This is a genomic window from Salmonella sp. 2018103 (genome assembly GCF_026247685.1).
GTDB lineage: Bacteria > Pseudomonadota > Gammaproteobacteria > Enterobacterales > Enterobacteriaceae > Salmonella > Salmonella enterica.
In genome coordinates this window covers 1-18,639 of record NZ_CP111029.1, presented here as the reverse complement: position 1 = coordinate 18,639, position 18,639 = coordinate 1, and the positions used below count along the sequence as shown (strand labels likewise).

Sequence of the window (18,639 nt, the reverse complement as noted above, 5' to 3'; positions counted from 1 at the left end):
CACCCGCGGCGCATAAATGTCAACGCCTTCACTGACCCGCAGATTATGGCTGGCCTTCGCCCTGATGGCGGCACTCACCCTGCTCAGCACCGTGATCGGCTGGATAAGCCTGCGCGTCATTAGTCAGGTGGAGCAAACCAATACGCAAGCGTTGCTCCCCACGATGAATATGGCCAGGCAGTTAAGCGAAGCCAGCGCTTACGAGCTCTTTTCCGCGCAAAATCTGACCAATGCCGACAGTGAGGGCGTTTGGCTGGCGCAGGGGAAGATGCTGAAAGCGCAAAGCCTTAAAATTAACCATCTTTTGCAGGCATTAAGCGAGCAGGGATTTAATACCTCGGCCATCGCCCGGCAAGAAAAAGAGATTGCGCAAACGCTTGGGCAACAGGGAACACTGGTCGGTGAAATTCTCACGCTGCGCGCACAGCAACAGCAGTTAAGCCACCAGATTGCGGAGGCGGCGGAAAGCATTGCCGCCCAGGCTCACGGTCAGGCCAATAATGCCGCGACATCTGCGGGCGCCACCCAGGCCGGTATTTACGATCTTATCGAAAGCGGTAAAGGGGATCAGGCTGAACGCGCGCTTGACCGACTGATTGATATCGACCTTGAGTATGTGAATCAGATGAATGAGTTGCGGGTCAATGCCCTGCGGTTTAAGCAGCTCATTGTGACCTTAAAAGACGCGCAAGGGCTGAGCGATGCCGAGGACACCGATGAAAAACTTAATCAGTTGGTTAAAATTTTATCCCGCCGCCAGCAGCGTATAGAAGATCCTACCGTTCGCGCCCAAATCGCCGACGCGCTGGAGAAAATAAATCAGTACACCACACTGGTTACCCTGTTTCGTAAGGAAAACGCCATCCGCGACCAGCTTCAAACGCTCATGGCCAATAACCTCTTTCAGTTTACCCGCTTCAGTACGGAAGTGTCGCAGTTGGTGAATGCCATCGAAAAACGAAACGAGGCTGGGTTAGCGCGTCTTACACACGCCAGTCAGCGTGGGCAAATAGGGTTAGTGATCTTAGGTATCCTGGCGCTGTGCTCATTAAGTTTTATTCTTTGGCGAGTGGTTTACCGTTCCGTATCCCGCCCGCTGGCGCAACAAACGCAGGCCTTACAGCGGCTACTGGAGGGCGATATTGACTCACCGTTTCCGGAGGCGGCTGGCGTCAGCGAACTGGATACCATCAGCCGTCTGATGGAAGCGTTTCGCGCCAACGTGCGCAAATTAAACCGCCATCGTGAGGATTTGGCGGAACAGGTGCGATCGCAAACGGCGGAGCTTCATGCGCTGGTGCTGGAACACCGGCAGGCGCGCGCCGAAGCGGAAAAGGCCAACGAGGCGAAATCGACGTTCCTTGCCGCCATGAGCCATGAAATTCGCACGCCGCTTTACGGCATTCTCGGTACGGTACAATTGCTGGCCGATAAACCGCTCATGGCAAACTACCGCGACGACTTACAGGCCATTAATGATTCAGGCGAATCGCTACTGGCGATTCTTAACGATATTCTGGATTACTCGGCGATTGAAGTAGGCGGTACCAACGTTTCTATTAGCGAGGAACCGTTTGAACCGCGACAATTGTTGAATAGCGCGCTGCATTTAATGCACAGCCGCGTGCAGGTGGCGCTCATCGCCGACTTTAGCGAGCAACTCCCCTCCACGCTACAAGGCGATCCGCGCCGGATACGTCAAATTGTGATTAATCTTTTAAGTAATGCGGCGAAATTTACCGATCGCGGCAGCATAGTGCTGCGCACGTTTTGCGACGATCAGAGCTGGTTTATTGAGGTTGAAGATACCGGGTGCGGTATCCCTGAAGCGAAGCTGACGGCTATTTTCAAACCGTTTGTGCAGGCGACAGGACGCCGGGGCGGGACGGGCCTGGGGCTGGCTATCAGCGCCAGCCTGGCAGAAGCGATGGGCGGGACGCTAACCGTCACCAGTACGCTTCATGTTGGCAGTTGTTTTCGCTTACAACTGCCGGTTCGCCACCCCAAACCCGCAAGCAAAAATGCGTTCAGGGAACCGATAAATCTTAACGGACTACGCCTGTTGCTGATTGAAGATAATATGCTGACGCAGCGTATTACCGCTGAAATGCTCACGGGTAAAGGGGTGAAGGTCTCAGTAGCTGAAAGCGCGAATGACGCGCTACGCTGTTTAGCTGAAGGCGAGTCCTTTGATGTGGCGCTGGTGGATTTTGATTTACCGGATTATGACGGCTTAACCCTGGCGCAGCAGTTGATGAGCCTGTATCCCGCCATGAAACGCATTGGTTTTAGCGCGCATGTGATAGACGATAATCTTCGTCAGCGTACCGCCGGTCTTTTTTGCGGGATTATTCAAAAGCCCGTTCCCCGCGAGGAGCTTTACCGCATGATAGCGCACTATTTACAGGGCAAATCTCACAATGCGCGGGCGATGCTGAATGAACATCAGCTTGCCGGCGATATGGCGTCTGTCGGCCCGGAAAAGCTCCGGCAATGGGTCGCGTTATTCAAAGACAGCGCGCTGCCTTTAGTCGAGGAGATCGAGGCGGCGCGCGCCATGAATGACGACGTTAACATTAAGCGGCTGGCGCATAAATTAAAAAGCGGCTGCGCCAGCCTGGGGATGACGCAGGCAACCGAAGCCTGTCGGGAGCTGGAATTGCAACCGCTTAGCGATATAGATATTAAAACTATCGTGACGCAGGGAGTGACGGCGCTCGACGCATGGATAGCCAGTCATCCTTCGCCATGATGGCTTCCGGCTCGCCACGGCCAACTTATCCGACGCGTTTCACATCGCCCACTAACAGGATGTAAGACAGCGCACCCAGCAGAGCCACAACGGAGATATAGACCAGCGCCGGAGCAAAACCGTAGCTTTGCGCCAGATAACCAATCACTAACGGTACGCTAATCCCGCCCAACCCACCGATAAAGTTAAACATACCGCCGGTAAGGCCAATCAACCGCATCGGCGCAAGGGAAGAGATTAACGACCAGGTAATGGACGCAAATCCATTGCCGAAGAAAGCTATCGCCATCAATGCCATAATCCACAACGGATCGTTAGTGTAGTTAGCGCCCATAATGCACGTGGAGATGAGCAAACCGCAAATAATCGGCGTTTTGCGCGCCACGCCCAGCGAGAAGCCTTTTTTCACCAGTTTATCCGCCAGCCAGCCGGAGAGCAGTACGCCAAAAAAGGCAGCCAGGAACGGTACGGTCGTCATAAAGCCCGCTTTTAGCGCGGTAATGCCTTTTTCCTGGGTCAGATAATTAGGGAACCAGGTCAGAAAGAACCATAGCGTAGAGTTTACGGCGAACTGACCGAGGTAGACGCCCACCAGCTTACGATGGAACACCAGTTTCCAGTCGGCTTTCGTCAACGGCTGGCGGGCCTCTTTTTTCGCTGGCGCATCGCCATCCACCAGACCGCCGCCATCGCGAATATACTCCAGCTCCGCCTGGCTAAGGCTTTTCGTCAAACGCGGCGGTTGATAAACCTTAAACCAGACCAATGACCAGATAATCCCGATACCGCCGGTGACGATAAAGACCCAGTGCCAGCTCAGCATTTCCTGAATCCAGATCAGCAGCGGCGTAAGGAATGCCAGTCCGACGAACTGTCCGGAGGTGTAGAACCCGACTGCGGATGCGCGCTCATGCTCCGGAAACCAGCTAGTGACCATCCGGTTATTTGCCGGAAAGGCTGGTGCCTCGAAAATCCCGGTAATAGCGCGCAGGCCGATAAGCGACAATAGTCCCGTCGCAAACCCCTGCAATAGCGTCGCGACTGACCAGCCGAAGATAGCGATAAAATAGGTCAGCCGGGACCCAATACGGTCGAGAAACCAGCCGCCAGGGATCTGGCATAACGTATAGAGCCAGGCAAAAGCGGAGAAGACATAGCCCATTTCCGCTTTGGTAATGCCGAATTCTTTTTGAATATGCATGGAAGCCACGGCAAGGTTGGCGCGATCGACGTAGCAAATCACCACGGTAATAAAGATCATCACCAGCGTCAGATAGCGGCGACGCCCCGGCTGTGCTGCTGTAACTGAAATATCCATCGTCATCTGTCTCCAGATTCTGGGCATAGCGAGGCCGCTCACCATGCCCTGTAAATTACAGAGGGTGTGTTTTTATATTTAAATTGGGTTGCCCGGAGGGCGACGTTTGTTGAGCCTACAGCGTGGCGATCACCACTCGGCTACCGATCCGTCAGCGTGCCGCCACAACGGATTACGCCAGTCCGGCGCGCTTTTGCTAAGTTCAATCACCCTGGCCTCGTCAATGTCTACGCCAAGACCCGGTTTGGTTAAGGGTTTAAAGAAGCCGCCGTTCATGCTGAAGTCTTCTTTGTTTTTCACAAAGTCGAGCAGTTCCGCGCCCTTGTTATAGTGAATGCCCATGCTCTGCTCCTGGAATACCGCGTTGCGCGAAACAAAATCGATATGCAGGCAGGCAGCCAGGGCGATTGGACCCAGCGGGCAATGCGGCGCCAGCGCCACATCATATGCTTCCGCCATTCCGGCGATTTTATAGCATTCGGTAATGCCGCCCGCGTGGGATAAATCCGGCTGTAGAATCGCCAGCCCGCCCGCGTCCAGCACGCGTTTAAATTCAAAACGCGAGAACATACGCTCGCCTGCGGCAATCGGAATATGCGTTTGCGCTGCCAGGCGCGGATAATATTCCGCCTGTTCCGCCAGCACCGGCTCTTCAATAAACAGCGGACGATAGGGTTCCAGTTCTTTAATCAGCACCTTAGCCATCGGCGCGCTAACGCGACCGTGGAAATCGAGCCCAAACTCAATTTCACTGCCGAAAGCTTCGCGGATTTGCGCCACGGTATTGACCGCCGCATCCACCGCACGGGAATTATCAATCACGCCCATCTCTTCACAGCCGTTCAGCTTGAAGGTGTCAAAACCAATACCGCGCAATTTTTCAATACCGTCAATGACGTCTGCCGGACGATCGCCGCCCACCCAGCTATAGGCCTTGATTTTGTCGCGCACCAGGCCGCCCATGAGCTGCCAGACCGGCGCATTCAACACCTTGCCTTTGATATCCCACAATGCCTGGTCAATACCGGCGATGGCGCTCATCATAATCGGGCCGCCGCGATAAAAACCGGCCCGGTACATTACCTGCCACAGGTCGTTGATACGCGCCGGATCTTTCCCTATCAGGTAATCGGCAAACTCATGTACTGCCGCCTCTACAGTACGTGCCCGACCTTCAATGACCGGCTCTCCCCAGCCAACCACGCCTTCATCCGTTTCGATTTTCAGGAACATCCAACGTGGAGGTAAACGGTACGTGGTGATGTGAGTTATTTTCATTTCACTGCCTCTCGATACGCATTAACAAATGCCGCAGCCTGCTGCGCGGTGCGTTCAACGGATTGCCCGGCGCGATAGAGATCGCTACCCAATCCCGCGCCCACACAGCCGGCTTTAATCCATTGCGCCAGGTTTTCCGGCGTCACGCCGCCGACGGCAAATAGCGGAACATCCGGCGGAAGTACCGCTTTCAGCGCGCTGATGTAGCCCGGACCAAACGCCGATGATGGGAAAATTTTTAACGCCTGTGCGCCAGCATCCAGCGCAGCAAAGGCTTCTGTTGCCGTGGCGCAGCCCGGACACACGGTCATGCCATAGCTCACTGCCCGGCGGATCACCTCCGGTTGGATATTTGGCGTGACGATCAGCTTGCAGCCCATCCCGGCAAGCTGGTCTACCTGTTCCGGTTTCAGTACGGTACCAGCGCCAATAAGCGCCCTGCCGCCATACGCCTTCACCACGGAAGAAATGCTTTTTTCCCACTGTGGGGAGTTAAGCGGAATTTCTATAGCGTCAAATCCCGCATCCACCACCGCGCCAACGTGCGCCAGGGCATCATCGGGCGTAATACCGCGTAAGATAGCGATGAGAGGGAGATTAGTTTGCCACTGCATGAGCGATGCTCCTTATTCCAGCCTGAAATGCCATGTCGCCATCCACGGTTGAAACATCACGCCCAATAGCACGAAACGCCTGTTGGTAACGTGAGATCAGCGCGGGTCCAGCGACGAGAGTGATAGCCTGTTGCGCCGCGAAGGATTCGCTCATGCTGGCGACTTCCGCACCAATCAACAGGCCGGAGAGGAAGTCGCTGACCTGCTCACGCGCAAGATGTCCCAACACGTGCGAGGCGCGAACCTCAAAAAGAGAAGGCAGGACGGCAGGAGAATTAAGACCGCGCTCCAGCCCCGCGGCATAGGCGTCGCCAGAAGCTTCCTGTTCCGGCAAACCAGCCCCGACCAGCGAGTGACGCAGCAACAAGTGATGGAGTTCGCCTGTCATCACAGTACGAAAATCATGAATTTGTTGCGTATCAGTCTGTACCCATTTGCAATGCGTGCCGGGCATGACATAGACAGAAGAAGGAGAAAGTTCGCGGGCGCCAAGCAGTTGCGTCTCTTCGCCGCGCATCACGTTGTGGTTATCCTCGCGTGAGACACACAATCCGGGGATGATCCAGATGTTGTCGCCAACGGCGGTTAACTGTTCGCCAATAGCGGAGAACAGGGCGGGAACCGGCAGATAAGGCGCATTTTGCCAGCCTACGTTACTGCCGATCATGCCCGCCATTACCACGGGGGTGGTGCTGTCGCGCCAGTGTGTTGTGACTTCTGCTAACACCGCGTCAGGAGATTTACCGTTCAGGCGTGTAACGCCTGCTTCTGATTGCCTGCTCTCCAGGCATTTGTCGCCCTGGTAAAGCCAGGCGCGCAGATTGGTCGATCCCCAGTCAATTGCGATGTAGCGAGCTGTCATGTGATTTCCTTTAACCTTCGTGTCGAGCTGGCGATCATGGTTAATGCCGCCTGCTCTGCCGCATCGCCATCCTGATGCCGTATCGCATCGAATAGCGCCTTATGTTCCTGGAGCGTTTTCGGCATGTTGGCCGCATCGCCCATCCAGGTCCGTTCAAATACCGCTCGCTGTAGCGAGCTGATCGCTACATTTAACTGTTGCAGCACCGGGTTATGCACCGACTGCAACACTGCCTCGTGATAGCGAATATCCGCCTCGTTAAACGCTTCCCGGTCCTGGTTGTTGGCAATCATGTCGTTTAGCGCCGACTCAATTTCAGCCAGATCGCTTGATGTTGCCCGTTCCGCCGCCCAGCGTGCTATTGCTGGCTCCACCAGGTTTCGTATTTCACTCATCGCGCTGATAAGCCTCGGGTCGTAGTCGTTTTCCAGCACCCATTGCAGCACGTCGGTATCGAGATAATTCCACTGGTTACGCGGTGCGATAAACGCGCCGCGATAGCGCTTCATTTCAATTAGCCGCTTCGCCATAAGCGAGCGAAACACTTCGCGAATGATGTTGCGCGACGTTTCAAACTCCTCGCACAGATCCGCTTCCGCTGGCAGCGCCGAACCGGGTACGTATTTACCGCTGACAATCTGTTTGCCCAGCGTGATAACGATGCGATCGGTTTTATTGAGAGTCATAGAGAGTCCTTGTGCTCGATGTGAACTCTCTTACTTTACCGCGATAGCTGAATTACGCCGCAATTTTGTAGTACTAGCGTGATATCAACCGTCGTTATCATGTCATTAATGTAGTACAACACAATTATGTTGTACTACAATTTAGATCACAAAAACGACAATTGGTTATGGGGACGTTATAAGACGTAAACGAAAGACATAAAAAAACCCGCAGCAAGTGCGGGTCGTTAAGCGCGTATTTGCCCGATGGCGACTATGCCTTATCGGGCGGGAAAATGGCCGGATGAGTGATCGGGGTTCAGCACAAATTTTTCAATCGCCCAGGCAACACCATCTTCAAGGTTCGATTTAGTCACAAAGTTAGCCACCTCTTTGACCGACGGAATGGCGTTGTCCATTGCCACGCCCATACCGGCGTATTCGATCATCGCAATGTCGTTTTCCTGATCGCCAATCGCCATCACCTCCTCTGGCTTAATACCCAGCGCCTCGGCCAGTGATTTTACGCCAGTGCCTTTATTAACCCGTTTATCGAGGATTTCAAGGAAATACGGCGCACTTTTCAGCACGGTGTACTTTTCCTTCACCTCTGCCGGTATACGCGCAATCGCCCGGTCGAGAACGGCAGGCTCATCGATCATCATAACTTTCAGGAACTGGGTGTTCGGGTCCATCTTCTCCGCTTCACAAAATACCAGCGGAATGGTCGCCACATACGACTCATGCACCGTGTAGTAGCTGATATCGCGGTTAGCGGTATAAAGCGTATTTCGGTCTAATGCGTGGAAGTGAGAACCCACCTCACGGGACAGTTTTTCCAGGTAACGGTAGTCATCATAGCTGAGCGCCGTTTGCGCAACCGTACTGCCGTCCCCTGCTTTCTGCACCAGCGCCCCGTTATAGGTGATGCAATAATCACCGGGCTGTTCCATGTGAAGTTCTTTCAGGTAACTGTGCACACCCGCATACGGACGGCCTGTGGTCAGCACCACATTTACCCCTTTTTCACGCGCAGCGGCAATCGCGTTTTTAACCGCCGGAGAAATGGTGTGATCGGGCAGCAGAAGGGTGCCATCCATGTCGATAGCAATAAGTTTGATAGCCATGAAATCCCCGCATTAAATGAGTCCTGACTCATGCTAACGCGATTCCGCTCAAAAAACAGTAAAGAATCCGAGAGAAAGGGGGATAAGATTCACAAACGGGATTCCCCTTTTCAGGCCGTATTCTCCCTCCTGATGTATTAGATAACCTCATTAATCAAACAGAAAATACCGTTTTTCTAAAAGAATGTGTATTGCTACTTTGGACATCATCACTTAGAGCCTAATGGGGTTGGTTCTTAATCAGTAAAAATCAACAAAAACTTATATTTTAAAATAACCTTATCCGATGAGAAGGAGATCGCTAATGTCGATGGCCCTTACCGCCCCCCCAACCAGGAAAAGATTTTTAATCGTTGCCTGTCTGTTTATTGGAATATTTATTGCTTATCTCGATCGCGTTAATGTTTCGGTATTAGCCGCGAATGAACCCTTCTTAGCCTATATGGGTATTGAAGGTATGCCATTGCAAATCGGCATGATGATGACCGTCTTTCTGGCCGCTTATGGTATCGCTAACGTTGTATTATCACCGCTTGGCGATTATCTCGGCCCCAGAAAAGCAATGATGCTTTGTATTCTGATCTGGACTATCGCTTTAATGGTTGGCGGCGTAGCAACATCATTCGCTCTAATTATTATTTGCCGTATATTACTGGGCATCGGAGAGGGATTTTATTATCCACTGCAAAGCGTATTTATTAAAAACTGGTTCCCGAAGCAGGAGCGCGGCAGAGCAAACGCGGCGTGGATCGTCGGCCAGTCGGTGGCACCCGCCATTGCGATGCCTTTTTTCACCTGGTGGATAGGCACCCACGGCTGGCGTTCCAACTTCTTTTTATGCGCCGCTCTCGGGTTAATCCCACTCTGGCTACTCTGGCGATATGTTGCTGATAAACCAGAACAACATAAAAGTATCAGCGAACAGGAACTGGCTTATATCAAAGCCGGACAGGAAACGGAAAGCGCAGGCAACAGCGAAAGTTTTATGTTGCGGGTCAAACCGGTGATCACCAACTATTGCTACTGGTTGCTGGTGCTGTGGTACCTGTGCCTGCAATGCCTGTACTGGGGGATGATTACCTGGCTGCCGACCTATCTTAAATCAGCCAGGGGATTTAGCTGGGCGGAAATGGGCTGGCTGGCGTCGCTTCCCTTTGTCCTGTCAATATTTTCTAAAGCCGCTGCGGGGATCTTCGTCGATAAAATAGGACGCAGCGCCCCCATATTAATGGTATTAATGTTTTTCGCTGGCGTCAGTATCTATTTAGGTACCATAACCGAACATAAATATATGTCAGCGGTACTCCTCTCCTTTGCTGTTGCTTTCTGTACGATGGGTACGCCCGTTGCCTGGACGTTATTACAGGAAATGATACCCGGAAAATCTATTTCCGCCGCCAGCGGCGTAATGAACGGCGTCGCCAATGGACTCTCTTCATTATCTCCCGTATTTATCGGCTTATTTATTTCTATCACTGGAACTTATACCGGCGGCTTACTATGCCTGGTTTTTATCAGCGCTATCGCCGTGGTATCGGCATTAATCTTAACGATTAAAAAATATTAATTACGAGGAGTAAATGATGAAAATTACCAGCGTTGATATTATTGATGTGGCGAACGATTTTGCGTCCGCCACCAGCAAATGGCGTCCGGTGGTGGTAAAAATTAATACCGACGAAGGCATTTCCGGTTTTGGCGAAGTCGGGCTGGCTTACGGCGTCGGCGCCTCTGCGGGCATCGGCATGGCAAAAGATTTAGCCGCCATTATCATCGGCATGGACCCGATGAATAACGAAGCTATCTGGGAAAAGATGCTCAAAAAAACCTTCTGGGGGCAGGGCGGCGGCGGCATCTTTTCCGCGGCGATGAGCGGCATCGATATCGCGCTGTGGGATATCAAAGGCAAAACGTGGGGCGTACCGCTGTATAAAATGCTTGGCGGCAAAAGCCGCGAGAAAATCAGAACCTACGCCAGTCAGCTACAGTTTGGTTGGGGGGACGGCAGCGATAAAGATATGCTGACCGAGCCGGAGCAGTATGCACAGGCGGCGCTGACCGCCGTCAGCGAAGGCTATGACGCAATAAAAGTGGATACCGTCGCAATGGATCGCCACGGCAACTGGAACCAGCAAAACCTCAACGGGCCTCTCACCGATAAAATCCTGCGTCTGGGCTACGACCGTATGGCCGCCATTCGTGATGCGGTCGGCCCGGACGTGGATATCATCGCCGAAATGCACGCCTTTACGGATACTACATCCGCAATTCAGTTTGGTCGCATGATAGAAGAACTGGGTATTTTCTACTACGAAGAACCAGTCATGCCGTTAAACCCCGGACAAATGAAACAAGTAGCTGATAAAGTTAATATTCCACTGGCGGCTGGCGAACGCATTTACTGGCGCTGGGGATACCGTCCTTTCCTGGAAAACGGCAGCCTGAGCGTTATTCAGCCCGATATCTGCACCTGCGGCGGCATTACCGAAGTGAAGAAAATCTGCGATATGGCGCACGTTTACGACAAAACGGTGCAAATCCACGTTTGCGGCGGGCCGATTTCCACAGCGGTGGCGCTGCATATGGAAATCGCAATCCCCAACTTCGTCATCCACGAACTGCACCGGTATGCGCTGCTGGAACCGAATACACAGACCTGTAAATACAACTATCTACCCAAGAACGGCATGTACGAAGTCCCGGAGCTTCCTGGTATCGGCCAGGAGCTGACCGAAGAAACCATGAAAAAATCACCAACCATCACCGTAAAATAAGCCAACTGTCTGCCTGCGCCGCAGGCAGACACCCTGTATTTGCGAGTCGTATCAACACGACCTTATCCAGCCTGAGATAAAATCCTCTCTGTAAAGGGGTAAGACAGGTGGCAAATGAATTTAACTATCCGGCAATTTCGCGCGTTTCTGGCCGTCGCGGATTTGCGTAGTTTTACCGCCGCCAGCAAATATCTGTGCATCACGCAGGGCGCCGTTAGCGGTTTAATCAACGAAATGGAAAGCCAGATGGAGGTTTCCCTTTTCGACCGCACTTCGCGCGTGGTGAAGCTATCGCCCGACGGCGAAAAGTTTTTACCCGCCGCCATGCGGGTTGTTGAAGAGTTTCAACGGGCCGAAAATTATGCCCGCGACCTGAAAGAGATCAAAAAATCCCTGGTGCGGGTTGTTGGCGCGCCGCTGATCGCCTGTGCTTTTCTGCCGCAAATCATCCATGCCTTTAAGCGGCAGCACCCGCATACCCATGTACAGCTTATTGATAAGCCCATGTCGCAATTACAAAAAAGCATTATGTTGGGAGAAGCCGATTTTGGTATCGGCCCGGAGCGGCCGCTGGAACCGGAAATCGATAAACAAACGCTGTTCACAACGGAAATCGCCCTGTACTGCCATCCGGACTATCGGCTGCATAAAAAAACGGTTCGCTGGGAAGAGATTCAAAGCGAAGAGCTGATTGCCGTCGGCAACGAATCCATTCCGATGATCTCCGCGACCGCTGGCGTGCGCATTAAGCCCAAAATGACGGTGGAGCATATGGCGACCGCCATGTCGCTGGCGGCGCAGTGTGAAGGCGTGGTGATCGCCGGAACCTTTTCCCGCCATTACGCCAAAAGCTACCAATTAGCGACCTGTTCGCTCACGCCGCCGCTGCGGCGCAATATGAACGTGTATTACCATGCGTGGCGCGCACAAACGCCCGCCACGCAGCGCTTTAGAGATTTTTTATTTAGCTATGTCGATGAACATCATGATGCCCCGGCCAACCAGCGGTAGGCCGGGGATTAAGGCAGGTTAAATATCGATATTCGCTGCTTTCAGGGCGTTCTCTTCGATAAAGGCACGACGCGGCTCAACGGCGTCGCCCATCAGCGTGGTGAACAACTGATCGGCAGCAATCGCATCTTTAACGGTCACACGCAGCATACGGCGGCTTTCCGGGTCCATGGTGGTTTCCCACAGCTGATCCGGGTTCATTTCACCCAGACCTTTATAACGCTGGATAGCCAGACCGCGACGTGATTCTTTCACCAGCCACTCCAGCGCCTGCTCGAAGCTGGTTACCGGCTGGCGACGCTCGCCGCGTTCGATGAACGCGTCCTCTTCAATCAGACCGCGCAGCTTCTCGCCCAGCGTGCAGATACGACGATATTCCGCGCCGGTCACAAACTCGTGATCCAACGGATAGTCGGTATCCACGCCATGCGTACGCACGCGAACGATCGGCTCGAACAGATTCTGTTCCGTATTAGTATGAACATCGAACTTCCACTGGCTGCCGTGCTGCTCTTTCTCGTTCAGCTCGGTAATCAGCGCATTCACCCAGCGCGTTACAGTCTGCTCATCAGAAAGATCGGCTTCGGTCAGAGTTGGCTGATACACCAGCTCTTTGAGCAGCGCTTTCGGGAAGCGACGCTCCATACGACCAATCATTTTCTGCGTGGCGTTATATTCAGAGACCAGTTTTTCTAACGCTTCGCCGGATAGCGCCGGCGCATGGGCGTTCGCGTGCAGAGTCGCACCGTCAAGCGCGATGGAAATCTGGTACTGATCCATCGCTTCATCGTCTTTAATGTACTGTTCCTGCTTGCCTTTCTTCACTTTGTACAGCGGCGGCTGGGCAATGTAAACGTGGCCGCGTTCAACGATTTCCGGCATCTGACGATAGAAGAAGGTCAACAGCAGCGTACGGATGTGCGAGCCGTCGACGTCCGCATCGGTCATGATGATGATGCTGTGATAGCGCAACTTGTCCGGGTTGTACTCGTCGCGACCGATACCGCAGCCCAGCGCGGTAATTAGCGTCGCCACTTCCTGAGAGGAGAGCATCTTGTCGAAGCGCGCTTTCTCGACGTTGAGGATTTTACCTTTCAGCGGCAGAATCGCCTGGTTCTTGCGGTTACGCCCCTGCTTCGCAGAGCCGCCCGCGGAGTCCCCTTCCACCAGGTACAGTTCGGACAGCGCCGGGTCGCGTTCCTGGCAGTCAGCCAGTTTGCCCGGCAGGCCCGCTAAGTCCAGCGCGCCTTTACGACGGGTCATTTCACGGGCGCGACGCGCCGCTTCACGCGCACGCGCGGCGTCGATAATTTTGCCGACGACAATTTTCGCGTCAGATGGGTTTTCCAGCAGGTATTCGCTCAGCAGTTCGTTCATCTGCTGTTCTACCGCCGATTTCACCTCGGAAGAGACCAGCTTATCTTTGGTCTGCGAGGAGAATTTCGGGTCCGGCACCTTCACGGAAACCACCGCAATCAGACCTTCACGGGCATCATCGCCGGTGGCGCTGACTTTAGCTTTTTTGCTGTAGCCTTCTTTGTCCATGTAGGCGTTCAGCGTGCGGGTCATCGCCGCACGGAAGCCTGCCAGGTGAGTACCGCCGTCGCGCTGCGGAATGTTGTTGGTAAAGCAGTAGATGTTTTCCTGGAAACCATCGTTCCACTGCAGCGCTACTTCGACGCCGATACCGTCTTTTTCGGTGGAGAAGTAGAAGATATTCGGGTGGATCGGCGTTTTATTCTTGTTGAGATATTCAACAAACGCCTTGATGCCGCCTTCGTAGTGGAAATGATCTTCTTTGCCATCGCGCTTGTCGCGCAGGCGGATGGAGACGCCTGAGTTCAGGAATGACAGTTCACGCAGGCGTTTCGCCAGGATCTCATATTCAAATTCAGTGACGTTGGTGAAGGTTTCGTGGCTCGGCCAGAAACGTACCATCGTACCGGTTTTATCGGTATCGCCAGTGACGGCCAGGGGTGCCTGCGGCACGCCGTGCTCGTAGATCTGACGGTGAATTTTGCCATCTCGCTGGATAACCAGTTCCAGTTTTTGCGACAGAGCGTTGACTACCGAGACGCCCACGCCGTGCAGACCACCGGAGACTTTATAGGAGTTATCGTCAAATTTACCGCCCGCGTGCAGAACGGTCATGATCACTTCCGCCGCCGAGACGCCTTCTTCCGGGTGAATCCCGGTCGGAATGCCACGGCCATCATCCGTTACGGACACGGAGTTATCGGCGTGAATAGTCACGACGATATCTTTACAGTGACCCGCGAGCGCTTCGTCGATAGCGTTATCTACCACCTCGAATACCATGTGGTGCAGACCGGTGCCGTCATCCGTGTCGCCGATATACATACCCGGGCGCTTACGCACCGCATCCAGCCCTTTCAGGACTTTGATACTGGAGGAGTCATAAGAATTCGACATCAACGTTTCTCGCTCATTTAATCTTGGGTTAATCCGTTATTTTACCCTTTTCCACGGTAAACATCTTCGAATTTTCATCCGACATGTCTATAACGTGTTCAGCGCTAATTGCGCTGACAAAGACCTGCGATTGCGTGGCTTTTAAGCGGCTGGCCAGCAGTCCGCGACGCGCATCGTCAAGTTCAGAGGCAAAATCATCTATCAGGTACAGGCAGCGCCGCCCGCTTTCGCGGGTGAGGAACTCGCCCTGCGCCAGACGTAAGGCGCACATCAATAACTTTAGCTGCCCGCGCGACAGGGTATCTTCCACCGGCGCGCCGTCAGCGCGAATGCGAAAGTCCGCTTTATGCGGCCCGTGCGCGGTGTAGGTCAACATACGGTCACGCTCAAAGCTTCGCTCCAGCACGTCCGCATAGTCTGTCTCTTTCTCCCAGCCGCGCTGGAAAGAGAACGTCAGGGAAAATTCAGGTAAAAACTGCTGACAGGTATCCGCCATGTCCTGTGCGATAGCGCTACTGTACTCCGCCCGCCAGGTACTAATTTGTTCCGCCAGCGGAATCAGCTCCTTATCCCACGGGCGCAATTGCTCATAACGACTCACCTGGCGCAGCGCAGCATTACGCTGTTTCAGCAATCGTTTCAGGTTGCTCCAGGCGGTGAAGAATCCGGCTTCGTTGTGAAAGCATCCCCAGTCAAGGAACGCTCTTCTGTATTTGGGGCCGCCGTTGAGTAAAGTAAACCCCTCCGGCGTAATCAACTGCATCGGCATTAAATGCGCCAGCTCCGCGATCTTGTGACCGTCGGTACCATCGATACGGACTTTGCTGTCGCCCTGCTTATCTTTAGTTAAGCCAATCGACGTCTCACGCTCTTCGCCCTGTAATCGCCCGTGGAGAACAAACGCTTCCTGCTCATGACGAATCACGCGGCCAGGCTGCAAACTGCGAAACGCCCGACCGTGGCCAAGCGTATAGATAGCTTCCAGCACGCTGGTTTTGCCGCTGCCGTTGGCGCCAACCAGGAAGTTAAAGCCGGGGGATAAAGCGAGATCCGCATTTTCTATGTTGCGGAAGTCTTTGATTAGCAGTCTGGATAGCGACATATCAACTCATAACCAGGGCGTTATCGGCGCAGTTAGTCTGGTTACGGCCAGCGCACAGCAACCGGAGCGTACTGGAGTACGTGAGGATTGCTCGCTGCGCTCGCCCTTCGGGCCGTCCATAAGACGTCCAAAATACTTCGTATTTTGTGCGAGCACTGCCCGGAGCCAGAATAACAAGTAAGATAGCCCGATATTCTTTACAAGCGCATTGGCATAACAACATAGGCAGCCGACTGTGACGCCGCATCCTCAATCTGTACGCTGGATACGGAATCCGTCAGCATAATGCGCACGGTTTCGCACTTCAGCGCATTGAGCACGTCCAGCACGTAACTGACGTTAAAGCCGATTTCCATCTCCGTCCCGCCGTAGCTCACGTCCAGAATCTCTTCCGCTTCTTCCTGCTCCGGGTTATTGGCGGTGATTTTGAGCTGATTCTCACTGACGTACAGACGCACGCCGCGGAATTTCTCATTCGAGAGGATTGCCGCGCGGGCAAACGCCTGCTTGAGGATATCGCAGCCCGCTTCCAGATGTTTATCCGGATTCTTCGGCAGAACGCGACGGTAATCCGGGAAGCGACCATCCACCAGCTTCGAGGTAAAGATAAAGTCGCCGACGTGCGCGCGGATATTATTACTGCCGATCTGCACGCGCAGCGGGTTTTCGCCGCCGTCGAGCATACGCATCAGTTCAATCACGCCTTTACGCGGCACAATCACCGAGTGGCTGGGTAAAGACGCTTCCAGCGGCATTGAACACACCGCCAGACGGTGGCCGTCGGTCGCGACAGTGCGCAGTTCGCTACCTTCCGTTTCAAACAGCATACCGTTTAAGTAGTAGCGCACATCCTGATGAGCCATCGAAAACTGGGTCGCTTCAATCAGGCGCTTCATCGTGGCCTGCGGCAGCGTAAATTCAACTTCGCTTTGCCAGTCGTCAAGATTCGGGAAATCGGCGGCAGGCAGTGTAGACAGCGAGAAGCGGCTACGGCCAGAACGCACCAGCATCCGATCGCCTTCCAACTGAACGGCAATCTCCGCGCCCTCCGGCAGGCCGCGGCAGATATCAAAGAATTTCCGCGCCGGCACGGTAGTGGCGCCCGGCTCATGCGGCTGAGAAAGCGTAACGCGCGCGACCATCTCCATTTCAAGATCGGTGCCGGTCAGAGAAAGCGTACCGTCCGCTACCTGGAGGAGCAGGTTACCGAGAATCGGCAGCGTAGGACGACCGCCCAGCGGGCCGCTGACCTGCTGAAGCGGTTTTAATAAATGTTCACGTTCAACGGTAAATTTCATAGGATCACGACGACAATGTTCTGATTAAATTCGAAAAATCTTCTTTGATATCGTGGCTTTCTTCACGCAGTTGCTCAATTTTACGACAGGCATGAAGTACGGTAGTGTGGTCGCGCCCGCCAAACGCATCGCCGATTTCCGGCAGACTGTGGTTGGTGAGCTCTTTTGCCAGCGCCATAGCCATCTGGCGCGGACGTGCTACCGAGCGAGATCGACGCTTAGAAAGCAGATCCGCAATTTTGATTTTGTAATACTCCGCCACCGTCTTCTGAATATTGTCGATGGTGACCAGTTTTTCCTGCAACGCCAGTAAATCGCGCAGCGCTTCGCGCACAAAGTCGATAGTAATCGCCCGGCCGGTAAAGTTGGCATTGGCGATTACCCGGTTCAGCGCGCCTTCCAGTTCACGTACGTTAGAGCGTAGACGCTTGGCGATAAAGAACGCTACCTCGCCTGGCAGACGAATATCATTTTCGTCCGCTTTTTTCATCAGGATCGCCACGCGGGTTTCCAGTTCTGGCGGTTCGATCGCCACTGTTAGCCCCCAACCAAAGCGGGACTTGAGACGATCCTCAACGCCGTTGATCTCTTTCGGATAGCGATCCGACGTCAAAATGATCTGCTGATTGCCTTCCAGCAGAGCGTTAAAGGTGTGGAAAAACTCTTCCTGGGATCGTTCTTTATTGGCGAAGAATTGAATATCGTCGATCAGCAATGCGTCAACGGAGCGGTAGTAGCGTTTAAACTCTTCGATGGCGTTATTTTGCAGGGCTTTTACCATGTCCTGCACAAAGCGCTCGGAGTGCATATACACGACTTTCGCGTTGGGTTTGCGCGCCATAATGCCGTTACCCACCGCGTGCAGCAGGTGAGTTTTACCCAGACCGGTGCCGCCATAGAGGAATAAGGGGTTATAGGCGCCGCCAGGATTATCCGCCACCTGACGTGCCGCCGCGCGCGCCAGTTGGTTGGATTTACCTTCGACGAAGTTATCAAATGTATGTTTAACATTGACGTTGGAGCGGTAGGTCGGCTCCGCCGGCGCTGGTACGTTATCCCAGCCCGAACGGGCCGCAGGCGCTACGCGCTGCGGCTGCGCCGTCGTTGTCTGCGCAGGCGCGACAACGTTATGCACAGGCGTTTTTAGCGTTTGCGTAACGGGCTTTGTTCCCACTTCAAAACGCAGTTGTGGGGCATCCGCGCCGCAGAATGTGTTGAGTAATCCATTGATATTGTTGAGGTACTTATCTCTTACCCAATCGAGCACAAAACGGTTTGGCGCATACAAAGCCAGCGTGTTATCGCTCAGTTCCGCCTGCAACGGGCGTATCCACATACTGAATTCTGTGGCTGGTAACTCATCCTGCAATCGGGCAAGACACTGCTGCCAAAGCGAAAGTGACAC

Annotated in this window: 14 protein-coding genes; 4 read left to right on the top strand and 10 right to left on the bottom strand. The window is 53.7% G+C overall.

All coding sequences use genetic code 11. The features are described 5' to 3' along the window. Window positions 1-16: 16 nt before the first annotated feature. Window positions 17-2,752, top strand: a complete 2,736-nt coding sequence (gene torS / locus OLG56_RS00070) for a TMAO reductase system sensor histidine kinase/response regulator TorS (RefSeq protein ID WP_061377469.1) — start codon at window positions 17-19, stop codon at window positions 2,750-2,752. A gap of 25 nt (window positions 2,753-2,777) precedes the next feature. Here torS and OLG56_RS00065 read toward each other — a convergent pair whose 3' ends face one another. The 6 genes from OLG56_RS00065 to yidA all read right to left on the bottom strand — a co-directional run bounded on the left by OLG56_RS00065 (window position 2,778) and on the right by yidA (window position 8,616). Then, window positions 2,778-4,115 (bottom strand): MFS transporter, encoded by a 1,338-nt coding sequence (locus tag OLG56_RS00065; protein ID WP_000253524.1) that lies wholly within the window; start codon window positions 4,113-4,115, stop codon window positions 2,778-2,780. Between the two features lie 84 nt (window positions 4,116-4,199). Then, window positions 4,200-5,348 carry a galactonate dehydratase gene (gene dgoD / locus OLG56_RS00060; protein WP_061377470.1) on the bottom strand — a complete coding sequence of 383 codons (1,149 nt, stop codon included), beginning with the start codon at window positions 5,346-5,348 and terminating at the stop codon, window positions 4,200-4,202. Further along, window positions 5,345-5,962 (bottom strand): 2-dehydro-3-deoxy-6-phosphogalactonate aldolase, encoded by a 618-nt coding sequence (locus OLG56_RS00055; protein WP_001198741.1) that lies wholly within the window; start codon window positions 5,960-5,962, stop codon window positions 5,345-5,347. The genes dgoD and OLG56_RS00055 overlap by 4 nt, the downstream gene beginning before the upstream one ends. After that, window positions 5,946-6,824: a 2-dehydro-3-deoxygalactonokinase gene (locus OLG56_RS00050; RefSeq protein ID WP_001646837.1), complete on the bottom strand. Its 879-nt coding sequence runs from the start codon at window positions 6,822-6,824 to the stop codon at window positions 5,946-5,948. Before OLG56_RS00050 ends, OLG56_RS00055 begins: the two co-directional genes overlap by 17 nt. Beyond that, a complete protein-coding gene (gene dgoR / locus OLG56_RS00045) occupies window positions 6,821-7,510 on the bottom strand; it encodes a D-galactonate utilization transcriptional regulator DgoR (protein WP_000174317.1) in 690 nt (229 codons plus the stop codon). Before dgoR ends, OLG56_RS00050 begins: the two co-directional genes overlap by 4 nt. A gap of 260 nt (window positions 7,511-7,770) precedes the next feature. Further along, the gene (gene yidA / locus OLG56_RS00040) at window positions 7,771-8,616 is read right to left on the bottom strand and encodes a sugar-phosphatase (protein WP_000985570.1); all 846 of its coding nucleotides are present in this window, start codon (window positions 8,614-8,616) and stop codon (window positions 7,771-7,773) included. Between the two features lie 304 nt (window positions 8,617-8,920). Here yidA and OLG56_RS00035 point away from each other — a divergent pair, with 304 nt between their 5' ends. The 3 genes from OLG56_RS00035 to OLG56_RS00025 all read left to right on the top strand — a co-directional run bounded on the left by OLG56_RS00035 (window position 8,921) and on the right by OLG56_RS00025 (window position 12,401). Then, the gene (locus OLG56_RS00035; RefSeq protein ID WP_061377471.1) at window positions 8,921-10,183 is read left to right on the top strand and encodes an MFS transporter; all 1,263 of its coding nucleotides are present in this window, start codon (window positions 8,921-8,923) and stop codon (window positions 10,181-10,183) included. Window positions 10,184-10,199: 16 nt separating this feature from the next. Next, entirely contained in the window at window positions 10,200-11,390 is a 1,191-nt protein-coding gene (locus OLG56_RS00030) for a mandelate racemase/muconate lactonizing enzyme family protein (protein WP_023208232.1), read from the top strand. A gap of 114 nt (window positions 11,391-11,504) precedes the next feature. Next, complete coding sequence (locus tag OLG56_RS00025) at window positions 11,505-12,401, top strand: LysR family transcriptional regulator (protein ID WP_001054595.1); 897 nt, start codon at window positions 11,505-11,507, stop codon at window positions 12,399-12,401. An 18-nt stretch (window positions 12,402-12,419) separates the two neighbouring features. Here OLG56_RS00025 and gyrB read toward each other — a convergent pair whose 3' ends face one another. The 4 genes from gyrB to dnaA form a co-directional block, all read right to left on the bottom strand. Further along, window positions 12,420-14,834 carry a DNA topoisomerase (ATP-hydrolyzing) subunit B gene (gene gyrB, locus OLG56_RS00020; protein ID WP_000072047.1) on the bottom strand — a complete coding sequence of 805 codons (2,415 nt, stop codon included), beginning with the start codon at window positions 14,832-14,834 and terminating at the stop codon, window positions 12,420-12,422. A gap of 28 nt (window positions 14,835-14,862) precedes the next feature. Next, complete coding sequence (gene recF / locus OLG56_RS00015) at window positions 14,863-15,936, bottom strand: DNA replication/repair protein RecF (protein WP_000059373.1); 1,074 nt, start codon at window positions 15,934-15,936, stop codon at window positions 14,863-14,865. A 197-nt stretch (window positions 15,937-16,133) separates the two neighbouring features. Next, window positions 16,134-17,234: a DNA polymerase III subunit beta gene (gene dnaN, locus OLG56_RS00010; RefSeq protein ID WP_000673474.1), complete on the bottom strand. Its 1,101-nt coding sequence runs from the start codon at window positions 17,232-17,234 to the stop codon at window positions 16,134-16,136. 4 nt (window positions 17,235-17,238) lie between these two features. After that, window positions 17,239-18,639 (bottom strand): chromosomal replication initiator protein DnaA, encoded by a 1,401-nt coding sequence (gene dnaA, locus OLG56_RS00005; protein WP_000059093.1) that lies wholly within the window; start codon window positions 18,637-18,639, stop codon window positions 17,239-17,241.

What these genes read in the sequence shown, in the direction of transcription:
- torS (WP_061377469.1), top strand. Translation starts at nt 17, where the DNA reads ATGTCAACGCCTTCACTGACCCGCAGATTATGGCTGGCCTTCGCCCTG.
- OLG56_RS00065 (WP_000253524.1), bottom strand. Translation starts at nt 4,115, where the DNA reads ATGGTGAGCGGCCTCGCTATGCCCAGAATCTGGAGACAGATGACGATG.
- dgoD (WP_061377470.1), bottom strand. Translation starts at nt 5,348, where the DNA reads ATGAAAATAACTCACATCACCACGTACCGTTTACCTCCACGTTGGATG.
- OLG56_RS00055 (WP_001198741.1), bottom strand. Translation starts at nt 5,962, where the DNA reads ATGCAGTGGCAAACTAATCTCCCTCTCATCGCTATCTTACGCGGTATT.
- OLG56_RS00050 (WP_001646837.1), bottom strand. Translation starts at nt 6,824, where the DNA reads ATGACAGCTCGCTACATCGCAATTGACTGGGGATCGACCAATCTGCGC.
- dgoR (WP_000174317.1), bottom strand. Translation starts at nt 7,510, where the DNA reads ATGACTCTCAATAAAACCGATCGCATCGTTATCACGCTGGGCAAACAG.
- yidA (WP_000985570.1), bottom strand. Translation starts at nt 8,616, where the DNA reads ATGGCTATCAAACTTATTGCTATCGACATGGATGGCACCCTTCTGCTG.
- OLG56_RS00035 (WP_061377471.1), top strand. Translation starts at nt 8,921, where the DNA reads ATGTCGATGGCCCTTACCGCCCCCCCAACCAGGAAAAGATTTTTAATC.
- OLG56_RS00030 (WP_023208232.1), top strand. Translation starts at nt 10,200, where the DNA reads ATGAAAATTACCAGCGTTGATATTATTGATGTGGCGAACGATTTTGCG.
- OLG56_RS00025 (WP_001054595.1), top strand. Translation starts at nt 11,505, where the DNA reads ATGAATTTAACTATCCGGCAATTTCGCGCGTTTCTGGCCGTCGCGGAT.
- gyrB (WP_000072047.1), bottom strand. Translation starts at nt 14,834, where the DNA reads ATGTCGAATTCTTATGACTCCTCCAGTATCAAAGTCCTGAAAGGGCTG.
- recF (WP_000059373.1), bottom strand. Translation starts at nt 15,936, where the DNA reads ATGTCGCTATCCAGACTGCTAATCAAAGACTTCCGCAACATAGAAAAT.
- dnaN (WP_000673474.1), bottom strand. Translation starts at nt 17,234, where the DNA reads ATGAAATTTACCGTTGAACGTGAACATTTATTAAAACCGCTTCAGCAG.